Consider the following 18,570-nt stretch of genomic DNA (forward strand, 5'->3'; position numbering starts at 1 on the left):
GGGGGCTCCGGGTTCCAAGGGGGCTCCCGCCGGCGGCGGCCCCCGCGGGGGCGGGCGGTCGGGGGTCCGTCCACCCCCCGGCGGGCGCTCCGCCGTCGTGTGGGCGACGGGCCCTCAGCCCGTCGTGCTGAAGCCCTCGCCGACCGTCAGGGTCACCACGCCCGCCCCCGCGCTCGCCGCGTCCGCCGCCTTCTCCGTCTTCACGCCCGACAGCCGGGCGCTCAGCACCTTCGCCTGCGCCTCCATCGACGCGGGGTGGCTGATGACCGTCTCGTTGGCGCCCGGGGCCGCGTTGCCGGTGGACACCACGGTGAAGCCCAGCTTGCGCAGCTCCGCCGCCACCCCGGCCGCGTAGCCCGGCGTGCCCGTGCCGTTGAGCACCCGCACCTTCACCGAGCGCGCCGTGACGAGGTTCTTGGCGGAGGCGGCCAGCTTGTCCTTGTCGACCTCCCGGTCGTGCGCCAGGTCGCTGAAGAGCGTGCCGGCCTGCGGGTACTGCCACACGACGTTGGCCTTGTCGGTGGGTACGTCGGCCTCGCGCGAGTAGTTCGGCACGGTCAGGAAGGTCAGGCGGTCGCCGGGGATGTCCTTGACCGTGGAGGCCAGCTCGGACAGCGGCTTGACGCCGGCCAGGTCCTGGTCCGTGGTGAGCGACTTGGTCGCCGAGTCGAGGAAGTCGTACAGCGCCGCCGGGCTGCCCAGCTTGGACTGGGCCTTGGCGCCGAGCGCCTTCATGAACTCCTGCTGGCGGCCGATCCGGCCGAGGTCGGAGCCGTCGCCGACGCTGTAGCGGGTACGGACGTAGCCGAGCGCCTTCTCGTCCTGGACGTTCTGGCAGCCCGCCTCCATGTCGAGGTGCGCCTTCTTGTCGTGGATCGCGGTCTTCGGGCAGACCTCTATGCCGCCCAGGGCGTTGACCATGCCTTTGAAGCCCTGGAAGTCGACCGAGACGAAGTGGTCGATGCGCAGCCCGGTGTTCTTCTCCACGGTCTTGATCGTGCAGGCCGCCGCGTTGGCGACGTCGCCGCTCTCCCCGCCGATGGTGAACGCTTCGTTGATCTTGAAGTGGTGGGGCTTCGACTTCCGGCCGTTGCCGCTGTCGCAGGACGGGATGGACACCCAGGAGTCGCGCGGGAAGGAGACGGCGGTGGCCCACTCGCGGTTGGCGGCGATGTGCAGCACCATCAGCGTGTCCGACTGCATCGTGTCCAGGTTCTTGCCGTACTTGGCGTTGGCGCCCGCACGGCTGTCCGAACCGACGACGAGGATGTTCTTCGAGCCGGGGCTGAGGTTGGCGGGGCGGTCGCCGCCGAGGCGGCTGCCGACGTCCGCGCCGTGGATGTTGCCGTCCAGCTTGAAGTAGACCCAGCCGCCGATGCCGGCCGTGATCAGCAGGAGTACGCCGAGGATGCCGCCGGTCCAGGCGAGGACGCGCCCCCGCCGGGTCATCCGGACCTTGCCCGCCTTGCGCGAACGACCGGAGCCGGCTGCCTTGCGGGACCGGCCGGGGCCGGACCGGTCGGCCCGCCGCGAACGGCTTCCGGAGCCCCCGGCGGGGCCGGTGGGGTCCGAGGGGCCGGAGCGAACGGAAGTGCCGGTCTGGCCGGAGGAGGTGCCCCGCGGGGGCCGGTGCCTGTCTTGCACGCCTAAAGGTCCTTCTGGTGCGTCAGATGCCCGCGCTCGGCAGGACGAGCATGCGGTCTGGGTCGTACGGGAACCACTGCGGGCAACTGCCGCTGCTGCCGCGCATCGTACGCAACCTGCACCACAGTTCGCCCGCCCCGTCCCGCCACCAGGCGCTGATGCGGCCCAATTCCCAGCCACCGTCCGGATATTGCAGCTCCACCGGCTGGTAGACCCACTGCACCTCCGCCTCCGGAGGCGGGCCGCCCTGCGGCCGGGACCCGCACCTCGTCGTCATCTCCCCCTCCCGACGCGCCCGTTGTCAACGTTCTGGCGCACTCTACAGCCAAGATCTACAGGGCTGTAGAAAAGTACGGGTGTGGGGCGGATCACATGGCGGCGGGGCGCCGCGGGGCGGGCGCGGCCCTGTCGTACGGCTGTTCAGAGCGGGGTGGCCGCTTTCAGTACGAGGAAGAGGGCGATCGCCGCGTTGAGCGAGGAGAGGGCCGACGCGGCGGTGCCCGCGGCGGCGACCAGGGCCGCCAGGCCCGCCGGAGTGAGGGCGGGCGGCCAGCTGCGGGCGGGCGGCACGGGGCCGAGGAGGGCCGCCACCCGGCGCGGTACGGGGCCGGGCTCCGGGTCGGCGAAGCCCGCCAGCAGCGGGCTCGGCGCGGGCCGGGAGATCAGCGCGGCCTTGCCCACGGCGCGCGCGGTCAGCCGCCGGTCGCCGACGGTACGCGCCGCCTCCTCGTCGGCCCAGCGCTCCGCGCTGAAGGCGACCGCCGCGCGCAGCGGCAGCAGCAGCGGGTTGGCGCAGCCCGCCAGCCGCACGGCGAGCAGGAAACGGTGGTGGCGCTCCGCCAGGTGCGCCCGCTCGTGGGCGAACAGCGCCCGGCGCTCGTCGCTGTCCAGGCTGCGCAGCATCCCGCGCGAGACCGCGATCCGGCCGGGCCGCGCCGCCCTGCCGGGGCGGCCGGGCAGGCCGGGTACGGCGTACGCGTACGGGGCGTCGTCGGGGAGCACCGCCAGTTCCGTACCGCCGGGCAGGCCGTCCAGCGCCCGGTGGGTGCGGGAGCGGACCCGGTGGTGGCGGCGCAGCTCGGCGCCGCAGGTCGCCAGGACGGCGGCGAGCGCGGCGATGGCCGCCGTACCGGCGACCTCGGCGATCGGCACCGCGGCGCGCACCTCGGGGTCGGACCAGCCGTCGGGCAGCGGATTGCCCGGCAGCTGGGCGGTCCCCACCACCACCAGCAGCCCCAGGCACAGCGTGCTGCACACGCCGAGGACCACGGACAGGGCGGTCAGCAGTCGGGTGGTGCTGCGCGGGTGCAGGTGCTGACCGGCGAGACGGGCGATCGGCAGCGCGGTCAGCGGCAGCACGAGCGGGAGGAAGACGAAGACGCCCATGGGTCAGTCAGTCTCCGGGCCGGTGGCGGCCGGCGGGGGCGGGGCCGGCGGGGCCGTCGTTTCCGGGAGCGTCCTCGGTGGCGTCCCCGCCGGCGCCCGCGGGGTCGTCGTCGGCGGTGGCGCGCTCCAGGAGGGCGCGCAGCAGCTGCTCGTCGTGGGCCGAGAGCGCCGAGACGAAGCTGGTCAGGACGGCGTCCCGGTCCGACTCGCTGTCCAGGACGCGGCGCATGCGCAGCGCGGCGAGCCCGGCCTCGTCGGCGGCGGGGGTCCACACGTAGGACCGGCCGACGCGCTCGCGGGTGACGGCCTTCTTGGCGTACAGGCGGGAGAGGATCGTCATCACCGTCGTGTACGCGAGGTCGTCGCCGAGGTGTTCCTGCACCCAGGCGGCGGTGGCGGGGCCCGGTGAGCGGTGGAGCGCGGCCAGCACCTGCGCCTCCAGCTCGCCCTGGCCCCGGCGGCGCGCGCGGTCGCGTCCGCCCGCCGGGTCGCCGAAGAGGTCCCCGTTCATGCCGTCGCCTCCCGTCGTGCCGAGTGCCCCGCTCGTCCGGGGCGTCGCCGCATCCTACTGAGCGGTCCGGGAACGCGTCCCGGCTTCCGTTCGTCTTCCTCTACAGCACTGTAGATTTTGTGGCCTGCCGCACAGGGGGCCACACCCCGATCCGGGAGGAACATCCATGGGAGTCTCGCTGGCCAAGGGCGGCAACGTCTCGCTGTCGAAGGAGGCGCCCGGCCTGACCGCCGTGACGGTGGGCCTCGGCTGGGACGTGCGTACGACCACGGGCACGGACTACGACCTGGACGCCAGCGCCCTGCTGTGCAACGAGTCGGGCAAGGTCGTCTCCGACCGGCACTTCGTCTTCTACAACAACCTCACCAGCCCGGACGGCTCCGTCCAGCACACCGGCGACAACCTGACCGGTGAGGGCGAGGGCGACGACGAGTCGGTCAACGTGAACCTGGCGGGCGTGCCCGCGGAGGTCTCGAAGATCGTCTTCCCGGTCTCCATCCACGACGCGCAGAGCCGCGGCCAGAGCTTCGGCCAGGTCCGCAACGCGTTCATCCGCGTGGTCAACCAGGCCGACGGCGCCGAGCTGGCCCGCTACGACCTGACCGAGGACGCCTCGACCGAGACCGCCATGGTCTTCGGCGAGCTGTACCGCAACGGCGCCGAGTGGAAGTTCCGCGCGGTGGGCCAGGGCTACGCGTCGGGCCTGGCCGGCATCGCGGCCGACTTCGGCGTCAACGTCTGATCCGTGGCGCCGGACCCGTATCCGTGACCGGCGCGGCGGCGGGCCCGCGGCGTGTGTGCCGCGGGCCCGCCGTCGTGTGCCGGGCCGGTCCGCCCGGACCGCCGCCTCAGAGGTCGAACTCGGCCGGCGGGATGTCCAGCGCGTAGCAGACCTCGCGCACCACGGCCTGCTCGGTCTTGTCGAAGTCGCCGTCGGCGCCGCCGATGACGATGCCGATCTGGATGACGGCCCGCGCCTCGACCGGCTTCTTCTTCACCTTGCCGATCTCCTGCATGATCCCGACCTTGCCGAAGTCGAAGTCGGCGGTCAGCTTGTCCAGGTAGGCGTCGAAGCGCCGGCGCAGGTCGTCGGCGGGGAAGTTCTGCAGCACCTCGTTGGTGGCGATGAGCTGCGCCACCCGCTGCCGCTCGGAGGGGTCGACGGACCCGTCGGCGGCCGCGACGAGCGCGCACATCGCCATGCTCGCGTCCCGGAAGGCGCCGCTCTTGAGCTCGTTCTTCTTGGCGGTGAGCTGGGTCTGCATCGTCTGGGCGGAATCCTTGATCCGGTCCCACAGAGCCATGGGGTTCTCCTTGTCGTTCCCGCGGGGTGCCGCGCGTCACCGCCGGCCGCGTGCGGTCGGCCGGGTACGTCCGGCCGGGTGCTGCCAGTCGAGTAACGCGCAAGCAAAATCTACAGGCTTGTAGAAGTTGGCAGCGCGGGGGTGTGCGGCCCGTGGCGGTGGGGCGGCCCGCGGCGGTGGGGTGGCCCGTGCTCAGGCATGCGCGAAGGGCCGGGGCAGCTGCCCCGGCCCGTCGCTTCCCCCGTCCCCCGAAGCCCCCCTCGGGCGATTCAGGCGGTCAGGCCCGCCGCCCGGCCGTCACCGCAGCCGCAGCGCGGTGCGGATCGTCGTGAACAGCTGCGTCTGGTCGGTGACGCCGAGCACGCGGTACGCCTGCGGGCCCTGCGCGGCGATCCGTACCTGCGTACCGGTGTGCTCCTGCGACTGGCCCGGCGTGTTGGTCGAGTAGTTGACCTTCAGCCGGCCGCCCTCGTCGGTGACCAGGGTGGAGGAGAGGCCGGGCGGGTTGGCCTCCAGCGGCACGATCTGGCTGGAGTGGCCGTGGTCGGCGGTGGTGACGACGAGCGTGTCGGGGTGCTTGGCGGCGTAGTCCCGGGCCACCTTCACCGCGCGGTCGAACGCCGCGGTCTCACCGATCTGCCCGCAGGGGTCGGCCGCGTGGTCCTGCTTGTCGATCGAGGCGCCCTCGACCTGGAGGAAGAAGCCCTTGTCCCGGCCGTGGCCACGCTGCGTCCGCTGCTTCTTCTCCAGCAGCTCGATCGCCTTGGCCGCCTGCTCGTCCAGCTCGGGCGTGCCCTTGGGGCGCTTCGGGTTGCCGGTCGTGCAACGCTGCGGGTCGGTGCCGCCGACCGCGGCCGGCTTGCCGGTCCACTCCACGGGCACGTTGCCCGGCGCGAAGAGGCCCAGCACCGGCTTGCCGCCCGCGACGCTGCGCACGCGCTGGAGGCCGTCCCGGTCCGTGACGACCTGGTAGCCCAGCTTGCGCGCCTGCTCGGCCACGGTCATGCCCTTGTACGGGCCCTCGGTGATCTTCTGGTCGAAGCGCTGCTTGCCGCCGCCGAGGAGGACGTCCACCTTGTGGTTGACGCTCTGCTCGGCGATCGACCCCGGGCCGCCCTTGCTGATCTTGTCGGTGGGGCACTTGGCCATGTCGGCGGGGCCCTGGCAGCTGCGGTCGGTGGCGTGCGAGGCGAGCACGGCCGGGGTGGCGTCGGTCAGCTCGGCGGTGGTGACGGAGCCGGTGGCGTAACCGTTCTTCTGCGCCAGCTCAAGGATGGTCGGCAGCGCCTTGTCGGTGTCCGGCGTCTTGGATATCCGGCCGTTGACCGTCTTGTGGCCGGTGGCCCAGCCGCTGCCGCTGGCCGCGGAGTCGGTGACGTAGTCCGGCTTCTTGTCCTTGTCGACGGCGTATGTCGTGTACGAGCCGGTCATCGGGAACTTGTCCATGTTCAGCCGGCCCGCGGCCCCCACGGTGTAGTCCCGCGCGAGGGTGATCTCGGAGTCGCCCATGCCGTCACCGATCAGCAGGATGACGTTCTTGGCCGCACCACCCTTGACCGCCCGCGCCACCTGGTCCTCGGAGCCGAACGCGGCGGCCCCCGCGGGCACGGCGGCCGCGGTGGCGAGCACCACGGCGGCGCTGGTGATGACGCTGCGGCGGGACAGGCGCAGTCTTCGCATGGGTTCTCCTCTTCGTACGACGGCCGGGTGCCGACGCAGCGAAGCCCACCAGCCCCCGGTGAACCCCGGATGACCAGGAGACGGCGTCCCGGCCGCCGCCAGGGCAACGCCGGTCGCCGCCCGAAGCCGCCGGTCACCGCCCTGGAAGTCCCGGCCGCGCGGTCCTTCGCCCCCGCCCTTTCGCACCTGTGGGCCGACCGGGTGGTGTTCATCGGAAGAACGGCGAATCGCGGCCGTGGGTCCTCGTGTTCCGGAGGCGCTTACACATCATGAGGAAAGTACGCAAATCGGTCATCGGGAAAAGCGGCGCCGGTAGGTCGTGGCCACGCCACCGCGCCGCCGCCCCCGACGACCACAGCACCGCCGCAGGGCCACCACAGAAGTACCGCAGTACCGAGCAGAAAAGAGAGGGATCATGGCCGCCACCAAGGTCACGAAGCTCTGGACGGCTTTCGCCGTCCTCATCGTCAGGCTCCTCGCCGCGCTGGGGTTCCGCACCCCCGCCACCGCCTCCGTCCCGGCCGCCGCCACGGCCGAGGACGCGCTCGACGGTACGGCGGCCGTCGCCGTCGCCGGGACCGGTGCCGAACGGGACGCGGCGGCATCGCCGCCCGGCCCGGCCGTGCCCGGGGCCTGCGAAACGGCCGAAGGCGACCGGGGCAGGCGGGCTTTGAGGCGCCGGTCCGGAACCGGTCACCGCCGCCCCTCGGACCGCCGTACGGGACCGGCTCGCCGTAAGACACAGAGCCGCCCCAAGACGCAGAGCCGCCCCAAGACACCGAGCCGCCGTAAGGTCGCGGACCGCCGCGCCGCCTCCGAGTGCCGCCCCGCCGCGCCGGCTTTCCTCCTGCCCCGGATGCCGTTCGGGCGGACCCTGCCGCCGACGATGAAGCAGCGCATCCGGGCCGAGGCGCACGGTGCGGCGCCCAGTTCCCGCAGCGTGCTCGGCGACGCCTTCGACGCGCCGTACGCCGCCCCGTACCCCGCGCCGTACGCCGGCCCGGTGAGCGAGCCGCCGGCCCGCGTTCCCGCGGTGCCCGCGGCCCGTGCCGCCGCCGTGCCGGCCGCCCGGCGGCCCGAGCGCGAGCTCTGCCCGGCCTGATCCCGCACCGCGTACCGGTGCGTACCGGTGCTCAGGGCTCAACCGGCAAACGGCTGTTGCCGCTCGGCGGCCTCGTGGACGAGGTGCAGGTCGAGACGGCGCTCCCGGTCACCGGTGGCGAGTGTGACCCGGTCGGCGCGCGGCGGGTAGCCGGCGGCCGTCACGGTGTAGGCGCCACTCGCGAGACCGGCGAAGGCGAAGGAGCCGTCCGGCCCGGTGAGGGTCTGGGCGGACAGTGATCCGTCCCGTTCCAGGAGAGTGACGGCGGCGTCCGGCAGCGGGCGTCCGTGCGGGTCGCGTACGGTGCCGCGGAGCGCGGCGGCCGGAGCGAGCCGGGCATCCTGGCGTTCGGGAGTGGCACCGGAGAGCGTGAGGGAACGTGCCTGCGGACGGTGGTCCGCGGCGCTCAGCACCAAGGTGACGTCGGCCGGGGGAAGTCCGGCCAGTTCCCAGTCGCCTTCAGGACCGGCCGTCGTGGTGGCCAGGACGTCGCCACGGGCATCGGTGAGGACGACGCGGCCGCCGTCGAGCGGAGTGCCGTCGGTCTTCCCGAGCAGGGTGCCGCGGAGACGGTACGAGCCGGGCGGGGTGACGTTGACGAGGGCGGGCGCTGACGTGGTGGCGTCGGCGCCGGCCGCCTGTGCGGCGCGGCCGGGAGTGGTGGCTCCCGGTACGCGGTCCCGCGCGGCCGGTTCCGTCCGCCCGGTGCCGTCCCCGTCCGCCCCGCCCGGAGTGACCTGCTCGAAGGCGGTCTCCGTATCGCCGCGGGCGAGCAGCCGCGGCGAGGACGCCGAGCGCTGGGACGGCAGGAACGCCGCCAGGACCAGGCCGAGGGCGACCGCTGCGGTGGCGATGAGGAACGAGACCCGGAACCCGGCCATGGTGGGCACCGTCGCGCCGCCCGCCGGGGCCGACATGTGGGCCAGCACCATGCCGATCACCGCGCTCGACACGGACGTGCCGATCGAGCGCATCAGCGTGTTCAGGCCGTTGGCGGCGCTGGTCTCCGACGGGTCGACGGCGCCGACGATCAGGGCGGGCAGGGACGAGTACGCCAGGCCGATGCCCGCGCCGACCACGACCGAGGTGATCACCGTCTGCCAGGCCGCGCTCATCAGGCCCAGGCCCGAGGCGTACCCGATCGCGATGACCAGCATGCCCAGCATCAGGGTGGCCTTGGGGCCGCGGCGCGCGGATATCCGCGCGTACACAGGCGCGATGAGCATCATCGTCAGGCCGAGCGGGGCCACGCACAGGCCCGCCACCACCATGGACTGGCCCAGCCCGTAGCCGGTGGCGGCGGGGAGCTGGAGGAGCTGCGGCAGGACCAGGGAGATCGCGTAGAAGGCGACACCGACCATGATGGACGTGAGGTTGGTGAGCAGGACCTCGCGGCGCGCGGTGGTACGCAGGTCCACCAGCGGCGCCGGGGTGCGCAGTTCGTAGAGGCCCCACAGGACGAGGAGCGCGACCGCGCCGCCGAACAGTCCGAGGGTGGTGGCCGAGCCCCAGCCCCAGTCGCTGCCCTTGGTGATGGGGAGCAGCAGGCAGACCAGGCCGCCCGTGAGCCCGATGGCGCCGAGCACGTCGAACCGGCCGGTGGCGCGTACGGAAGTCTCCGGGACGAGGGCGACGCTGAGCAGCATGGCCAGGACGCCCAGGCCCGCCGCGCCGAAGAACAGCGCGTGCCAGTCGGCCTGCTGGGCCACCAGCGAGGCGGCCGGCAGGGCGAGGCCGCCGCCGACGCCGATCGAGGAGCTCATCAACGCCATGGCGGAGCCGAGCCGTTCGCGGGGCAGCTCGTCGCGCATGATGCCGATGCCGAGCGGGATGGCGCCCATGGCGAAGCCCTGGAGTGCCCTGCCCACCAGCATCGTGGTCATGTCAACCGTGAAGCCGCAGATGAGAGAGCCGACGACCATGAAGGCGAGGCTCGCCAGGAGCATCCGGCGCTTGCCGTAGAGGTCGCCGAGGCGGCCCATGATGGGCGTGGCGACCGCGCCGGTGAGCAGGGTGGCCGTCATGACCCAGGTGGCGTTGCTCGGCGCCGTGGCCAGGAGGACCGGCAGGTCCTTGATGACGGGTACGAGCATCGTCTGCATGACGGCGACGACGATGCCGGAGAAGGCGAGGACGGGGACGACGGCGCCGTGCGCGGTCCGCCGGGCACCCGTCGAGTCGTTACGGGACGGTTCGGTGGGGTCGGGCAGGGGGTGCGCGGCGGTGGGCGCCGGTTCCCCGGCGCGCTGGTCCGTCGTCTGCGGCATGCGTGCGGCCTCCGGTGGTCCAAGTCGTTGCCTCATGAACGCTTTTGCTCGCGGAGGCATTCCGCTCGGGCCACCCGGCCCGCCCGGCCGGCTCAGTACGCCGTGGCGGCGGCCATCGCCGCGGGAGCGAGCAACGCCGCGGTGGCGGTCATGCTCCCGCGCCCGGCCGGCGGGTCATGGCCCAGGTGCGGGGGCCACCGCCCGGCAGCGGGTAGTCGGCCGTCACCGTGAAACCGAGGCGCTCGTAGAAGCGCACGTTCCGCTCGTCGGAGGTCTCCAGGAAGGCAGGCACCCCCGCCCGTTCGGCGGCTTCGAGCCCCGGGCGGATCACCGCACCGCCCAGGCCGCTGCCCTGCCGGCCGGGGTCCACGCCGACCGAGCCGAGGAACCACACGGGCTCGGTGGGGCGGTGCGGGCGCATGGCTGCTTCGGCCTGCGCGGAGGCCTCGGCCCGGTCCCCGGAGATCTCCGCGAACCGCGGTCCGACCTCCGCGAACACGTCCCCCGCGTCCGCGGTTTCGGGGGTGGTCCATACGGCTACGGCGTCCCCGTCGTCGGCCACCCAGACCTTGCCGTGATCGAGGCCGACGCGGGAGACGAACAGCTCGTTGAAGCGGTGCAGGCGGCCGAGGTGGTCGTCTGCCGCGATGGTGTGGCGGGTGAAGGGGTAGTCGGCGAACGCGCGTTGCAGCGTGCGCAGTGCCCTGGGGAGGTCTTCCCGGGTGGCGGGGCGGACTATGGGGGCGTGGGTGGCCACGAATAACACCGGTCCGGTCGGTCGCGGGTGAACTCGGTTCATAGCTCGGGCAATAGGTCGTCGCAGGTGAACGCAGGCGGTAGGCCGGCAAACGCAGGCGATAAACCGGCAGACACAGGCGACAAGCCGCCAAACGCAGGCGGCAAGCGATCGAACTCAGGTAATAACAGGGCGCCGTGGCTTTGCAAGCGCTTTGCCCGCTGCCGGCGTCACGGCGTGACCGCCAGCGCGCACGGAACCTGCAAGCTGGCAACCGTGGGCCCGCCGACCGGGCTGCTGATCCCGAGGAAACCGTCGAAGGCGGCCAGCCGCCGCTGTATGCCGAGCAGGCCGCTGCCGGACTCCGTGCGCGCGCCGCCGTTGCCGTCGTCGGTGACGCTCACGGCCAACGAGCCGGCCCGGTACTGGATGTCGATCAGCACGCGGTGCGCCCCGGAGTGCTTGGTCGCGTTGGCCAGCAGCTCGCAGACGGCGAAGTAGACGGCGGACTCCACCGCGGGCTCCGGCCGGGACGGCAGGTGGGCGGTCACCTCCACCTGGAGGCGGCTCTCCAGCGCGAGCGAGCGGACGGCGTCCACGAGGCCGCGGTCGGCGAGCACCGGCGGGTGGATGCCGCGCACCAGGTCGCGCAGCTCCTCCAGGGCGCGGACCGACGCGTCGCGGGTCTCGGCGAGCAGCGCGCGGACGGCTTCCGGGTTCTCGTCCAGGAGCGATTCGGCGGCGCCGAGCTTCATGCCCATGGCCAGCAGCCGGGCCTGTGCCCCGTCGTGCAGGTCGCGCTCGATGCGCCGTATCTCGGCGGCGGAGGAGTCGACGACATCGGTACGGGTGCGGGCCAGGTGCTCGACGCGCAGCCCCATCTCGGCCTTGGCGGTGGGCGCCAGCAGGGAGCGGGTGATGCGGGCGTGCAGGCGCAGCACGTACGGGGCGATCAGCAGGCCGACGGGTATCTCGGCCAGCCCGAGGCCGCCGGCGGCCCAGGCGGTGGCCTGGCTGCGGACGGGGACGAACAGGTACCAGGTGCCGTCCCAGGCGTCGGTCACCGGCTGCCAGACGAACGGCAGCACCATGCCGAAGATCCCGTGGGCGAGCATCGCGAACGGCACGAGCGCCAGGAGGCCGGTGACGGTGACGGCACACTGGGCCCACAGCAGGTCGCGCCAGGTCGCGCTGTCGGTGAGGATCGCCTCGCACCTGCGCCAGGCGCCCTTCCAGCCGCCTTCCGTACGGGGCGCGGGCCGGTACGGCTCGGCTATCGGGACGCCGGTGGCGCCGGTCAGGCGCCGCTGGGTGGTGGCGGACCAGCGCAGGGCCGCGACGATGCCCGGCACGAGGAAGAGGCCGAAGCCGAGGAGCGCCAGCGACATCCCGGTGAGGACGAACCAGGCGAGGAAGACGGCCACCAGCCCGAGGAAGAACATGGCCAGCCCGCGGCCCATGGCCAGCCAGCCCGCGACGAACCAGTTGCGTCCCTGGCGCGCGCTTTGTACGTCGCTGCTCGAATCCTCGGTCATCTGTGTCGTCTCCGTGTCTGTGCCGGGTGCACGGCTTTCCCGGCGTCGTGCGGTGCGATACCCATACTCCGGCGTTCCGGCCCGGTAATCAGTGGTGCTAGACCTACCTTGGGGGAGGAGAACACCCCCTGCCGCCGCGAGCGCGACCGCGTGGAGGTCAGGCAGTGGCAAGCGCGCCGGGCGGCACCGGAGGCGGCGCGCCGGCCCGGGAAGCGTCGTTGTTCAGATACTTCAGGACGGCCTGCACCCGCCGGTTGTCGTCCTTGGACGGCAGCAACTGAAGCTTGCTGAAGATGTTGTTGATGTGCTTGCCGATGGCCTTGTCCGTGACGAACAGGGACTCGGCGATGGCGGCGTTGGACTTGCCCTCGGCCATCAGGCCCAGCACCTCCAGCTCGCGCTGGGTCAGGTGCCCCAGGGGCTCGCGGCGCGACCCGTTGCGCAGCAGCTTCTCTATGACCTTGGGGTCCATGGCCGTCCCGCCGTCCGCGACGCGGCGGACCGCCTCGATGAACTGGCCGCTGTTGAGCACCCGGTCCTTGAGCAGGTAGCCGACCGCGCCCGCGCCGTCGGCGAGCAGCTCACGGGCGTACAGCTGCTCGACGTACTGCGACAGCACCAGCACCGGCAGCCCGGGGACCCGGCGGCGCGCCTCCAGGGCGACCTGGATGCCCTCGTCGGTGAAGGTCGGCGGCAGCCGTACGTCCACGATGGCCACGTCGGGTCGCTCGTCGAGCAGGGCGCGCAGCAACTCGGGCGCATTGCCGACGGAAGCGACGACCGTGCAGCCGTGGGCCGCCAACAGGTGCTCCATGCCCTCCCTCAGGAGGAACAGGTCCTCTCCTAGAACGACGCGCATCATGGCCTCCCCCGCGGCAGCCGTTCGTGACGCCGCCCCCCCGCACACGGCGCCTCTACCGTTCGGACCTTACCCGCTGCCACTGACAAGCCCGGGACAATACGGCGAAGTACGGCAGTACCCGGCAAATCACCGCCGTACTTCCTGAAGTCGCCTCTACGGACGTCCTGTCACCGCCGCTTCCGCCGGTCGAACCAGACCGTGGCCGGCGTCGGCAGCAACCCGGCCCAGAACAGCACCTGCGGAACCGTCCGTTCCGTCCACGGCACCTGCGAGATCAACAGGGCGCAGAGCATCGCCCACGCCCCCTGGCCGAGCACGATGCGGGCCCAGCGGCCGCGGCGCACCAGGGACCACACGTTCAGCTGTACGCCGGTCCGCAGCCGGCGGTACCGGAGCAACGCCCCGAACCCCCAGAGCGCCGCCATCGGCACGAGCGTCCACAGCCGGTTGCCGAGCGGAACCGGCAACTCCCGCGGCACCTCCCCGTCCTGGGGGAACAGATCGACCGTCACGCCCGCCGCCGCCACGCACAGCAGCGCCAGCCAGCGGGTGCCGCGCAGCAGCCGGTAGGTCGCCTCGTCCAGCGCGCTGCGCAGCCACTGCGACTCGGGGAGGGTGGAGAGCGCGTCGGCGTACAGATCGGCCGCGGCCGCGGCCTTCACCCCGGGGGCGTTCGCGGCGCTGTCCGCCTGCATGACCACGGCCAGCGAGTTCGTCGGGTCCAGGCGGCGCAGCGTGTCGAGGGCCTGCCGCGCCCGCTCCTGGTCACCGGCGATGAGCGCCGCCTTGTAGAGCGACTCGTAGGCCCTCGGTTCCTCGGGCGCGAGCCGTACGGCCTCCAGCCCGAAACGCACCCCCTCCTGCCGGTCCCCGTCGGGCAGCCAGGGCTGGATCTCGGCGAGCGTCCCGTAGGCGGTCCAGCGGAGCGGGTCGACGCGTATCGCCTCGCGCAGTACGGCGTCGGTCTCCTCCATCCGTTGCGCCGCGCGCAGGGAGCGGGCCCGCATGTGCAGGGTGGCGTAGTCCTGCGGCGCCAGCTCCAACGCGCGTCCGCTCACATCGACCGCCCGGTCCGGCTGCTGTGCAGCGAGGTGGCAGCGCGTGAGCTCCAGCAACGCCCACACGTCCGCCGGGTCCTCCTGCAACCGGGAGCCGAGCACCGCCGCGGCCTCGTCGTACCGTCCAAGGTCGACCAGTACCTCGCCCCGGGCGACCAGCGGATGCTGCTCCGTCACAGCTTCCGCTTCTTCTTCAGGTACGCGAGCAGGTCGTCGTACGTGCCGCCCTCGTTGGCGAACATGGCCACGTTCCGCGCCGACGAGAACCACGCCTCGGTCGAGGGCACCACGGCCTTGACCGCACCCAGCAGGTCCTTCATACCGATCATGCGTACGGTGCCGGTGCGCGCCGAGTCGAGCAGCGCCGTCTCGGCCGCGCTCTCGCACACGTGGGCCAGATCGGCGCCCGAGAGCCCGTCCGTGGCCCTCGCCAGCTTGCCCAGGTCGACGTTCTCGATCGGCCGGTCACGCAGGTGGTAGCGCAGGATCGCCTCGCGCGCGGGCGCGTCCGGCGGCAGCACGAGCAAAGTGCGGTCCAGGCGCCCCGGCCGGCGCAGCGCGAGGTCCACGTCCCAGGGCAGGTTGGTGGCCGCGAGCACGAAGACGCCCTCGTTGGCCTGCGCGTCGATGCCGTCCAGCTCGGTCAGCAGCTGGTTGACCGTGTTGCGCATGCCGCTGTGCTGCGTACGGCTGCGCTTGCCGCCGAGCGCGTCCAGCTCGTCGAGGAAGACCACGCAGGGCGCCTGGCGGCGGGCCGTGGCGAAGATCTCGTGCATGTTGCGCTCGGAGTTGCCGATCCACATGTCGAGTACGTCGTTGACCGACACCGACAGGAAACTCGCGCCCAGCTCACCGGCCACCGCCCGGGCGATGAACGTCTTGCCGCAACCCGGCGGCCCGTAGAGCAGTAGCCCGCCGCGCAGGCTCTTGCCGTACAGCTTGCGGAGCTCGGGGTTGCGCATCGGGGCGAGGAACGCGGCCTCCAGCCGGTCCTTGACCTCCTGCATCCCACCCACGTCCGCCAGCCGTACGGTTCCGGGCGCGTCCACCTCCCAGGCGTCCGCGTCCCCCGGATCCCCGCTCCCGTCCACCGCCAACGGGGCCTCGTGCTCCACGAACCGCGGTGGCACCACGTCCCGCACCTGCCCCTCGGCGGCCCGCCAGTCGAACCCCGCGGACCCACCGGCGGCCGGCCGCTCCTGCGCGGGCGGCGCCTCGTGTGACGCCTCGTGCGGCGCCGGGCCGGGCGCCCCCATGGCACGCGCCATCAGGTCCCGCGCCTTCGCGTTCCCGGGCGCGTACTGCAACGCGACAGCCACCTCCGAGACGGCCGCATCCTGCTGCCCCGCCACCAACAGCATCTCCGCCAGATGCAACCGCAACGTCACATCCTCCGGCGCCCCCGCGAGAGCCGCCCGCAAACTCTGGATCAACCCCGTGTCTTCTGACATGCCCACAGCCTATGCAGGCGCTTTGCGGCGATCCGTGGCCGCCCGGTGGCCCGGCACGCACAACCGGCACGACGGTCCCGTCGTTTCATGTACGGGACAGCCACCCAGGTTCTCCCCGCACCCCAAGGCCCACTGTCCAGCAACCCCACAACAACTACGGAGCACTTGACCTTGACCACCAAGCCCCCGACTACCAAACCCCCGACCACCAAAGCCCTGAGCGCCAGACTCCTGACCGCCAGAACCTTTACCTCACGCGCCGCAGCCGTCACCGGCGGCGCCCTGCTCGCCCTCTCCCCACTGACCGCCCAGGCCGCTTCGGCCGCCCAGCCCGTCCAACTCGCCCAACCCGCCCCCACTGTCGCGGCCAAGGGCGCCACCCTGGTGGACGGCACGACCGGCGGCACGCTCTTCGGCAAGGACGCGGACACCGCCCGCCCCATAGCCAGCACGGCGAAAATCATGGCCGCTTCCGTGGTGCTCGACGACAAGGGCGTCGACCTGGAGCAACGGGTCCCCGTACGCCAGGAGTACCGGGACTACGTCACCAAGCACGCCGCCAGCACCGCGGACCTCCAGACCGGCGACAAGGTCACCGTCCGCCAACTGCTCTACGCCACCCTCCTCCCCTCAGGCGCGGACGCCGCCTACGCGCTTGCCGACACCTTCGGCACCGGCCCGACCCGCACCGAGCGCACCACGTCCTTCATCGCGAAGATGAACGCGAAGGCCGACGAACTCGATCTCCCGCACACTGACTTCACCTCCATCGACGGCGGCGGCTCCGACTCCAGCACCCCGGGCGAACTGGCGAAACTGGCCCGGCACGCCATGCGGAACGACACCTTCCGCACGATCGTCAAAACCAGGCAGTACAAGGGCGAGGCCCCCGCCGCCAACGGCCGCACGCGCTACTACACCTGGAACAACACCAACCAGCTGCTTGGCTCGTACGCCGGCGTCATCGGCATCAAGACCGGCACGACCACCCCGGCGGGCGACTGCCTGGTCTTCGCAGCCACCCGCGGCGGCAAAACCCTCGTCGGCACCGTTCTCAACAGCAAAGACCGCTACGCCGACGCGGCAAAAATGCTGGACTACGGCTTCGGCACAACCACCACAAAAACCCTGAAGCTCCGCGCACTCCCCACCAACACCCAACGCGACTGACCCGCTCGCGGACAGCGGCAAGGCCCCGGTTCCCGTACTGGGGCCTTCGAGCACAACAACGAAGCGAGCCGGCCCTCACCTGTTGCAGGCCGCGACTACACCAAGGATCAGCAGCGCCACCACGAACATCGCGATGCAGCCGCCTACTGCGCTCTCTGCCTCCTGGATGACCCCTTTGGGCTTCGGTCGTGACTTCTCGTAGTCCTGAATCCCCCGTGCTACGGCACGCCTGATCTCGTCCTCATCCATGCGGGACCCCCCAGTTCTCACGGTCACGGAGAACCTACCGGGCGCGCCATCGAGTGATCTCGAAAACCTCTGTGAGACACCCCCTCACCGTGGGCCCTGAGGCAGGCGGACGGAGAGGCCTGGAGGGTTCGCGACCGATGCTCTGCCTGGCCCGCCGCAACATGCGGCAGATCCCCGGGATCTGGACCTCCCCTTCGACCCGGTTGTCACCGGCCAAGGCGCAGGGCGACGCGTAGTGCAGGCCGGAACCCGCACCTTCCCGACCGCAGTTGCCACGGAGGGGCTGGGGAGTTTGGGACAACTAGCAAGGCCCAGGTCTCTGACCTGGGCCTTCGTTATGGAGCGGGTGACGGGAATCGAACCCGCGCTCTGAGCTTGGGAAGCTCATGTTCTACCATTAAACTACACCCGCTTGAGCGCCGCCCGTAGTGAGGGCGGTGCAGCTTCGCACACTCTACCCCATCGCCGGCTCCCGGTGCGTCTGGCCGTGGGGTTTGTGTGTGGGGTTTGTGTGTGGGGGTTTTCGTGTGGGCGGGGTGGGTTGCGGGTCGGGGTGCGGGAGTTGGGGCGTACGGTTGGGGCGCGGAGTGCCGCGTTCGGTGGCGCCCAGTTCATCCCCTAATGTGGCTTTTGTTGTCCACGCACTTGGGAGAGGGACTTGATGGAGCGCACCGTCGTACGTTGTGCCGAAGGGCACGTGTTCAGCACCGCTTCGTTTCCCATGCAGACCACGGACCGGCTCGGCCCCGGGCGGCTGCTGCGGTGTCCGCGCTGCGCGCGGCTGCGGCATTCGGTGCCGGTGGGCGAGAAGCGCTGAGGTCGCCCGGCCCCTGACGGCGGGCCGGGAGGTGAGACGAAGCGGAGGGCAGCCGGTGGAGCGGCTGTGACGATTCCGGGCGCGGGCCCGGTCCCCGAGGCGGGGGCCGGGCCCGCGCCGTTTGTCCGGTGTGCGGGCCCGTGGCCTGCGTGGGCGTGCCGGGCGGTGGTGTGCGGGCGGGGTGGGTCCGGGCGCGTATCCTCGATGCGTGCTTCTCTCAGACAAGGACATCCGGACCGAGATCGACGCGGGCCGGGTCCGCATCGATCCCTACGACGAGTCGATGGTGCAGCCGTCGAGTATCGATGTGCGCCTCGACCGGTATTTCCGGGTGTTCGAGAATCACCGGTACCCGCACATCGACCCCGCCGTGGAGCAGCAGGACCTGACGCGCGAGGTGGTGCCGGAGGGGGACGAGGCGTTCATCCTGCACCCCGGTGAGTTCGTGCTCGCCTCAACGTACGAGGTCATCACGCTGCCCGACAATCTCGCCTCGCGGCTGGAGGGGAAGAGTTCGCTGGGGCGGCTGGGGCTGCTGACGCACTCGACGGCCGGCTTCATCGACCCGGGTTTCAGCGGACATGTCACGCTGGAGCTGAGCAATGTCGCGACGCTGCCGATAAAGCTTTGGCCCGGTATGAAGATCGGGCAGCTGTGCATGTTCCGGCTGTCGTCGGCCGCCGAGCACCCGTACGGCTCCGCCAAGTACGGCTCGCGGTACCAGGGCCAGCGGGGGCCGACGCCCTCGCGGTCGTTCCAGAATTTTCATCGGACACAGGTCTGAGAGTGCGAGAGAAC

General features: G+C 72.0%; 17 protein-coding genes and 1 tRNA gene. 4 read left to right on the top strand and 14 right to left on the bottom strand.

Features of this window, described 5'->3' with window-relative positions; all coding sequences use genetic code 11:
• Nucleotides 1-114: 114 nt before the first annotated feature.
• From ACH4K4_RS06680 to ACH4K4_RS06695, 4 genes are all read right to left on the bottom strand, one after another.
• Complete coding sequence (locus tag ACH4K4_RS06680; protein ID WP_398165265.1) at nt 115-1,449, bottom strand: LCP family protein; 1,335 nt, start codon at nt 1,447-1,449, stop codon at nt 115-117.
• A gap of 217 nt (nt 1,450-1,666) precedes the next feature.
• Nucleotides 1,667-1,921, bottom strand: a complete 255-nt coding sequence (locus tag ACH4K4_RS06685) for a hypothetical protein (protein ID WP_398165266.1) — start codon at nt 1,919-1,921, stop codon at nt 1,667-1,669.
• Nucleotides 1,922-2,064: 143 nt separating this feature from the next.
• Nucleotides 2,065-3,030, bottom strand: a complete 966-nt coding sequence (locus ACH4K4_RS06690) for a M56 family metallopeptidase (RefSeq protein WP_398165267.1) — start codon at nt 3,028-3,030, stop codon at nt 2,065-2,067.
• Between the two features lie 7 nt (nt 3,031-3,037).
• Complete coding sequence (locus tag ACH4K4_RS06695) at nt 3,038-3,541, bottom strand: BlaI/MecI/CopY family transcriptional regulator (RefSeq protein WP_398165268.1); 504 nt, start codon at nt 3,539-3,541, stop codon at nt 3,038-3,040.
• A 166-nt stretch (nt 3,542-3,707) separates the two neighbouring features.
• Between ACH4K4_RS06695 and ACH4K4_RS06700 the strand changes: the two genes are divergently transcribed.
• Nucleotides 3,708-4,283 carry a TerD family protein gene (locus ACH4K4_RS06700; protein ID WP_360138604.1) on the top strand — a complete coding sequence of 192 codons (576 nt, stop codon included), beginning with the start codon at nt 3,708-3,710 and terminating at the stop codon, nt 4,281-4,283.
• Nucleotides 4,284-4,389: 106 nt separating this feature from the next.
• On the opposite strand, the gene ACH4K4_RS06705 is transcribed toward ACH4K4_RS06700, so the two are convergent.
• Both ACH4K4_RS06705 and ACH4K4_RS06710 read right to left on the bottom strand, forming a co-directional pair.
• On the bottom strand, nt 4,390-4,845 hold the full coding sequence (locus ACH4K4_RS06705) for a tellurite resistance TerB family protein (RefSeq protein ID WP_398165269.1): 456 nt from the start codon (nt 4,843-4,845) through the stop codon (nt 4,390-4,392).
• Between the two features lie 297 nt (nt 4,846-5,142).
• Nucleotides 5,143-6,525 carry an alkaline phosphatase gene (locus ACH4K4_RS06710; RefSeq protein ID WP_398165270.1) on the bottom strand — a complete coding sequence of 461 codons (1,383 nt, stop codon included), beginning with the start codon at nt 6,523-6,525 and terminating at the stop codon, nt 5,143-5,145.
• Between the two features lie 415 nt (nt 6,526-6,940).
• Here ACH4K4_RS06710 and ACH4K4_RS06715 point away from each other — a divergent pair, with 415 nt between their 5' ends.
• Complete coding sequence (locus ACH4K4_RS06715; protein WP_398165271.1) at nt 6,941-7,627, top strand: DUF6344 domain-containing protein; 687 nt, start codon at nt 6,941-6,943, stop codon at nt 7,625-7,627.
• 38 nt (nt 7,628-7,665) lie between these two features.
• On the opposite strand, the gene ACH4K4_RS06720 is transcribed toward ACH4K4_RS06715, so the two are convergent.
• From ACH4K4_RS06720 to ACH4K4_RS06745, 6 genes are all read right to left on the bottom strand, one after another.
• Nucleotides 7,666-9,894 (bottom strand): MFS transporter, encoded by a 2,229-nt coding sequence (locus ACH4K4_RS06720; protein ID WP_398165272.1) that lies wholly within the window; start codon nt 9,892-9,894, stop codon nt 7,666-7,668.
• A gap of 148 nt (nt 9,895-10,042) precedes the next feature.
• Nucleotides 10,043-10,651 carry a GNAT family N-acetyltransferase gene (locus ACH4K4_RS06725; RefSeq protein WP_398165274.1) on the bottom strand — a complete coding sequence of 203 codons (609 nt, stop codon included), beginning with the start codon at nt 10,649-10,651 and terminating at the stop codon, nt 10,043-10,045.
• Between the two features lie 209 nt (nt 10,652-10,860).
• Nucleotides 10,861-12,165: a sensor histidine kinase gene (locus ACH4K4_RS06730; protein ID WP_398165275.1), complete on the bottom strand. Its 1,305-nt coding sequence runs from the start codon at nt 12,163-12,165 to the stop codon at nt 10,861-10,863.
• A 157-nt stretch (nt 12,166-12,322) separates the two neighbouring features.
• Nucleotides 12,323-13,024: a LuxR C-terminal-related transcriptional regulator gene (locus ACH4K4_RS06735; protein WP_398165277.1), complete on the bottom strand. Its 702-nt coding sequence runs from the start codon at nt 13,022-13,024 to the stop codon at nt 12,323-12,325.
• Nucleotides 13,025-13,194: 170 nt separating this feature from the next.
• Nucleotides 13,195-14,262, bottom strand: coding sequence for a tetratricopeptide repeat protein (locus ACH4K4_RS06740; protein ID WP_398165278.1), 1,068 nt, complete (start codon nt 14,260-14,262; stop codon nt 13,195-13,197).
• A complete protein-coding gene (locus ACH4K4_RS06745; RefSeq protein ID WP_398165279.1) occupies nt 14,259-15,536 on the bottom strand; it encodes an AAA family ATPase in 1,278 nt (425 codons plus the stop codon). The genes ACH4K4_RS06740 and ACH4K4_RS06745 overlap by 4 nt, the downstream gene beginning before the upstream one ends.
• Before the next feature lie 231 nt (nt 15,537-15,767).
• Between ACH4K4_RS06745 and ACH4K4_RS06750 the strand changes: the two genes are divergently transcribed.
• Complete coding sequence (locus ACH4K4_RS06750) at nt 15,768-16,706, top strand: D-alanyl-D-alanine carboxypeptidase family protein (RefSeq protein ID WP_398165421.1); 939 nt, start codon at nt 15,768-15,770, stop codon at nt 16,704-16,706.
• Nucleotides 16,707-16,781: 75 nt separating this feature from the next.
• Here the strand turns inward: ACH4K4_RS06750 and ACH4K4_RS06755 are convergent, their stop codons facing one another.
• Together ACH4K4_RS06755 and ACH4K4_RS06760 are read right to left on the bottom strand one after the other, a co-directional pair.
• Entirely contained in the window at nt 16,782-16,955 is a 174-nt protein-coding gene (locus ACH4K4_RS06755; protein WP_398165280.1) for a hypothetical protein, read from the bottom strand.
• A 338-nt stretch (nt 16,956-17,293) separates the two neighbouring features.
• Nucleotides 17,294-17,367 (bottom strand) — tRNA-Gly (locus ACH4K4_RS06760).
• 613 nt (nt 17,368-17,980) lie between these two features.
• Between ACH4K4_RS06760 and dcd the strand changes: the two genes are divergently transcribed.
• Nucleotides 17,981-18,556 (top strand): dCTP deaminase, encoded by a 576-nt coding sequence (dcd, locus tag ACH4K4_RS06765; protein WP_398165282.1) that lies wholly within the window; start codon nt 17,981-17,983, stop codon nt 18,554-18,556.
• Nucleotides 18,557-18,570: the final 14 nt, after the last annotated feature.

Source organism: Streptomyces sp. NPDC017529 (genome assembly GCF_044329785.1).
Lineage (GTDB): Bacteria > Actinomycetota > Actinomycetes > Streptomycetales > Streptomycetaceae > Streptomyces.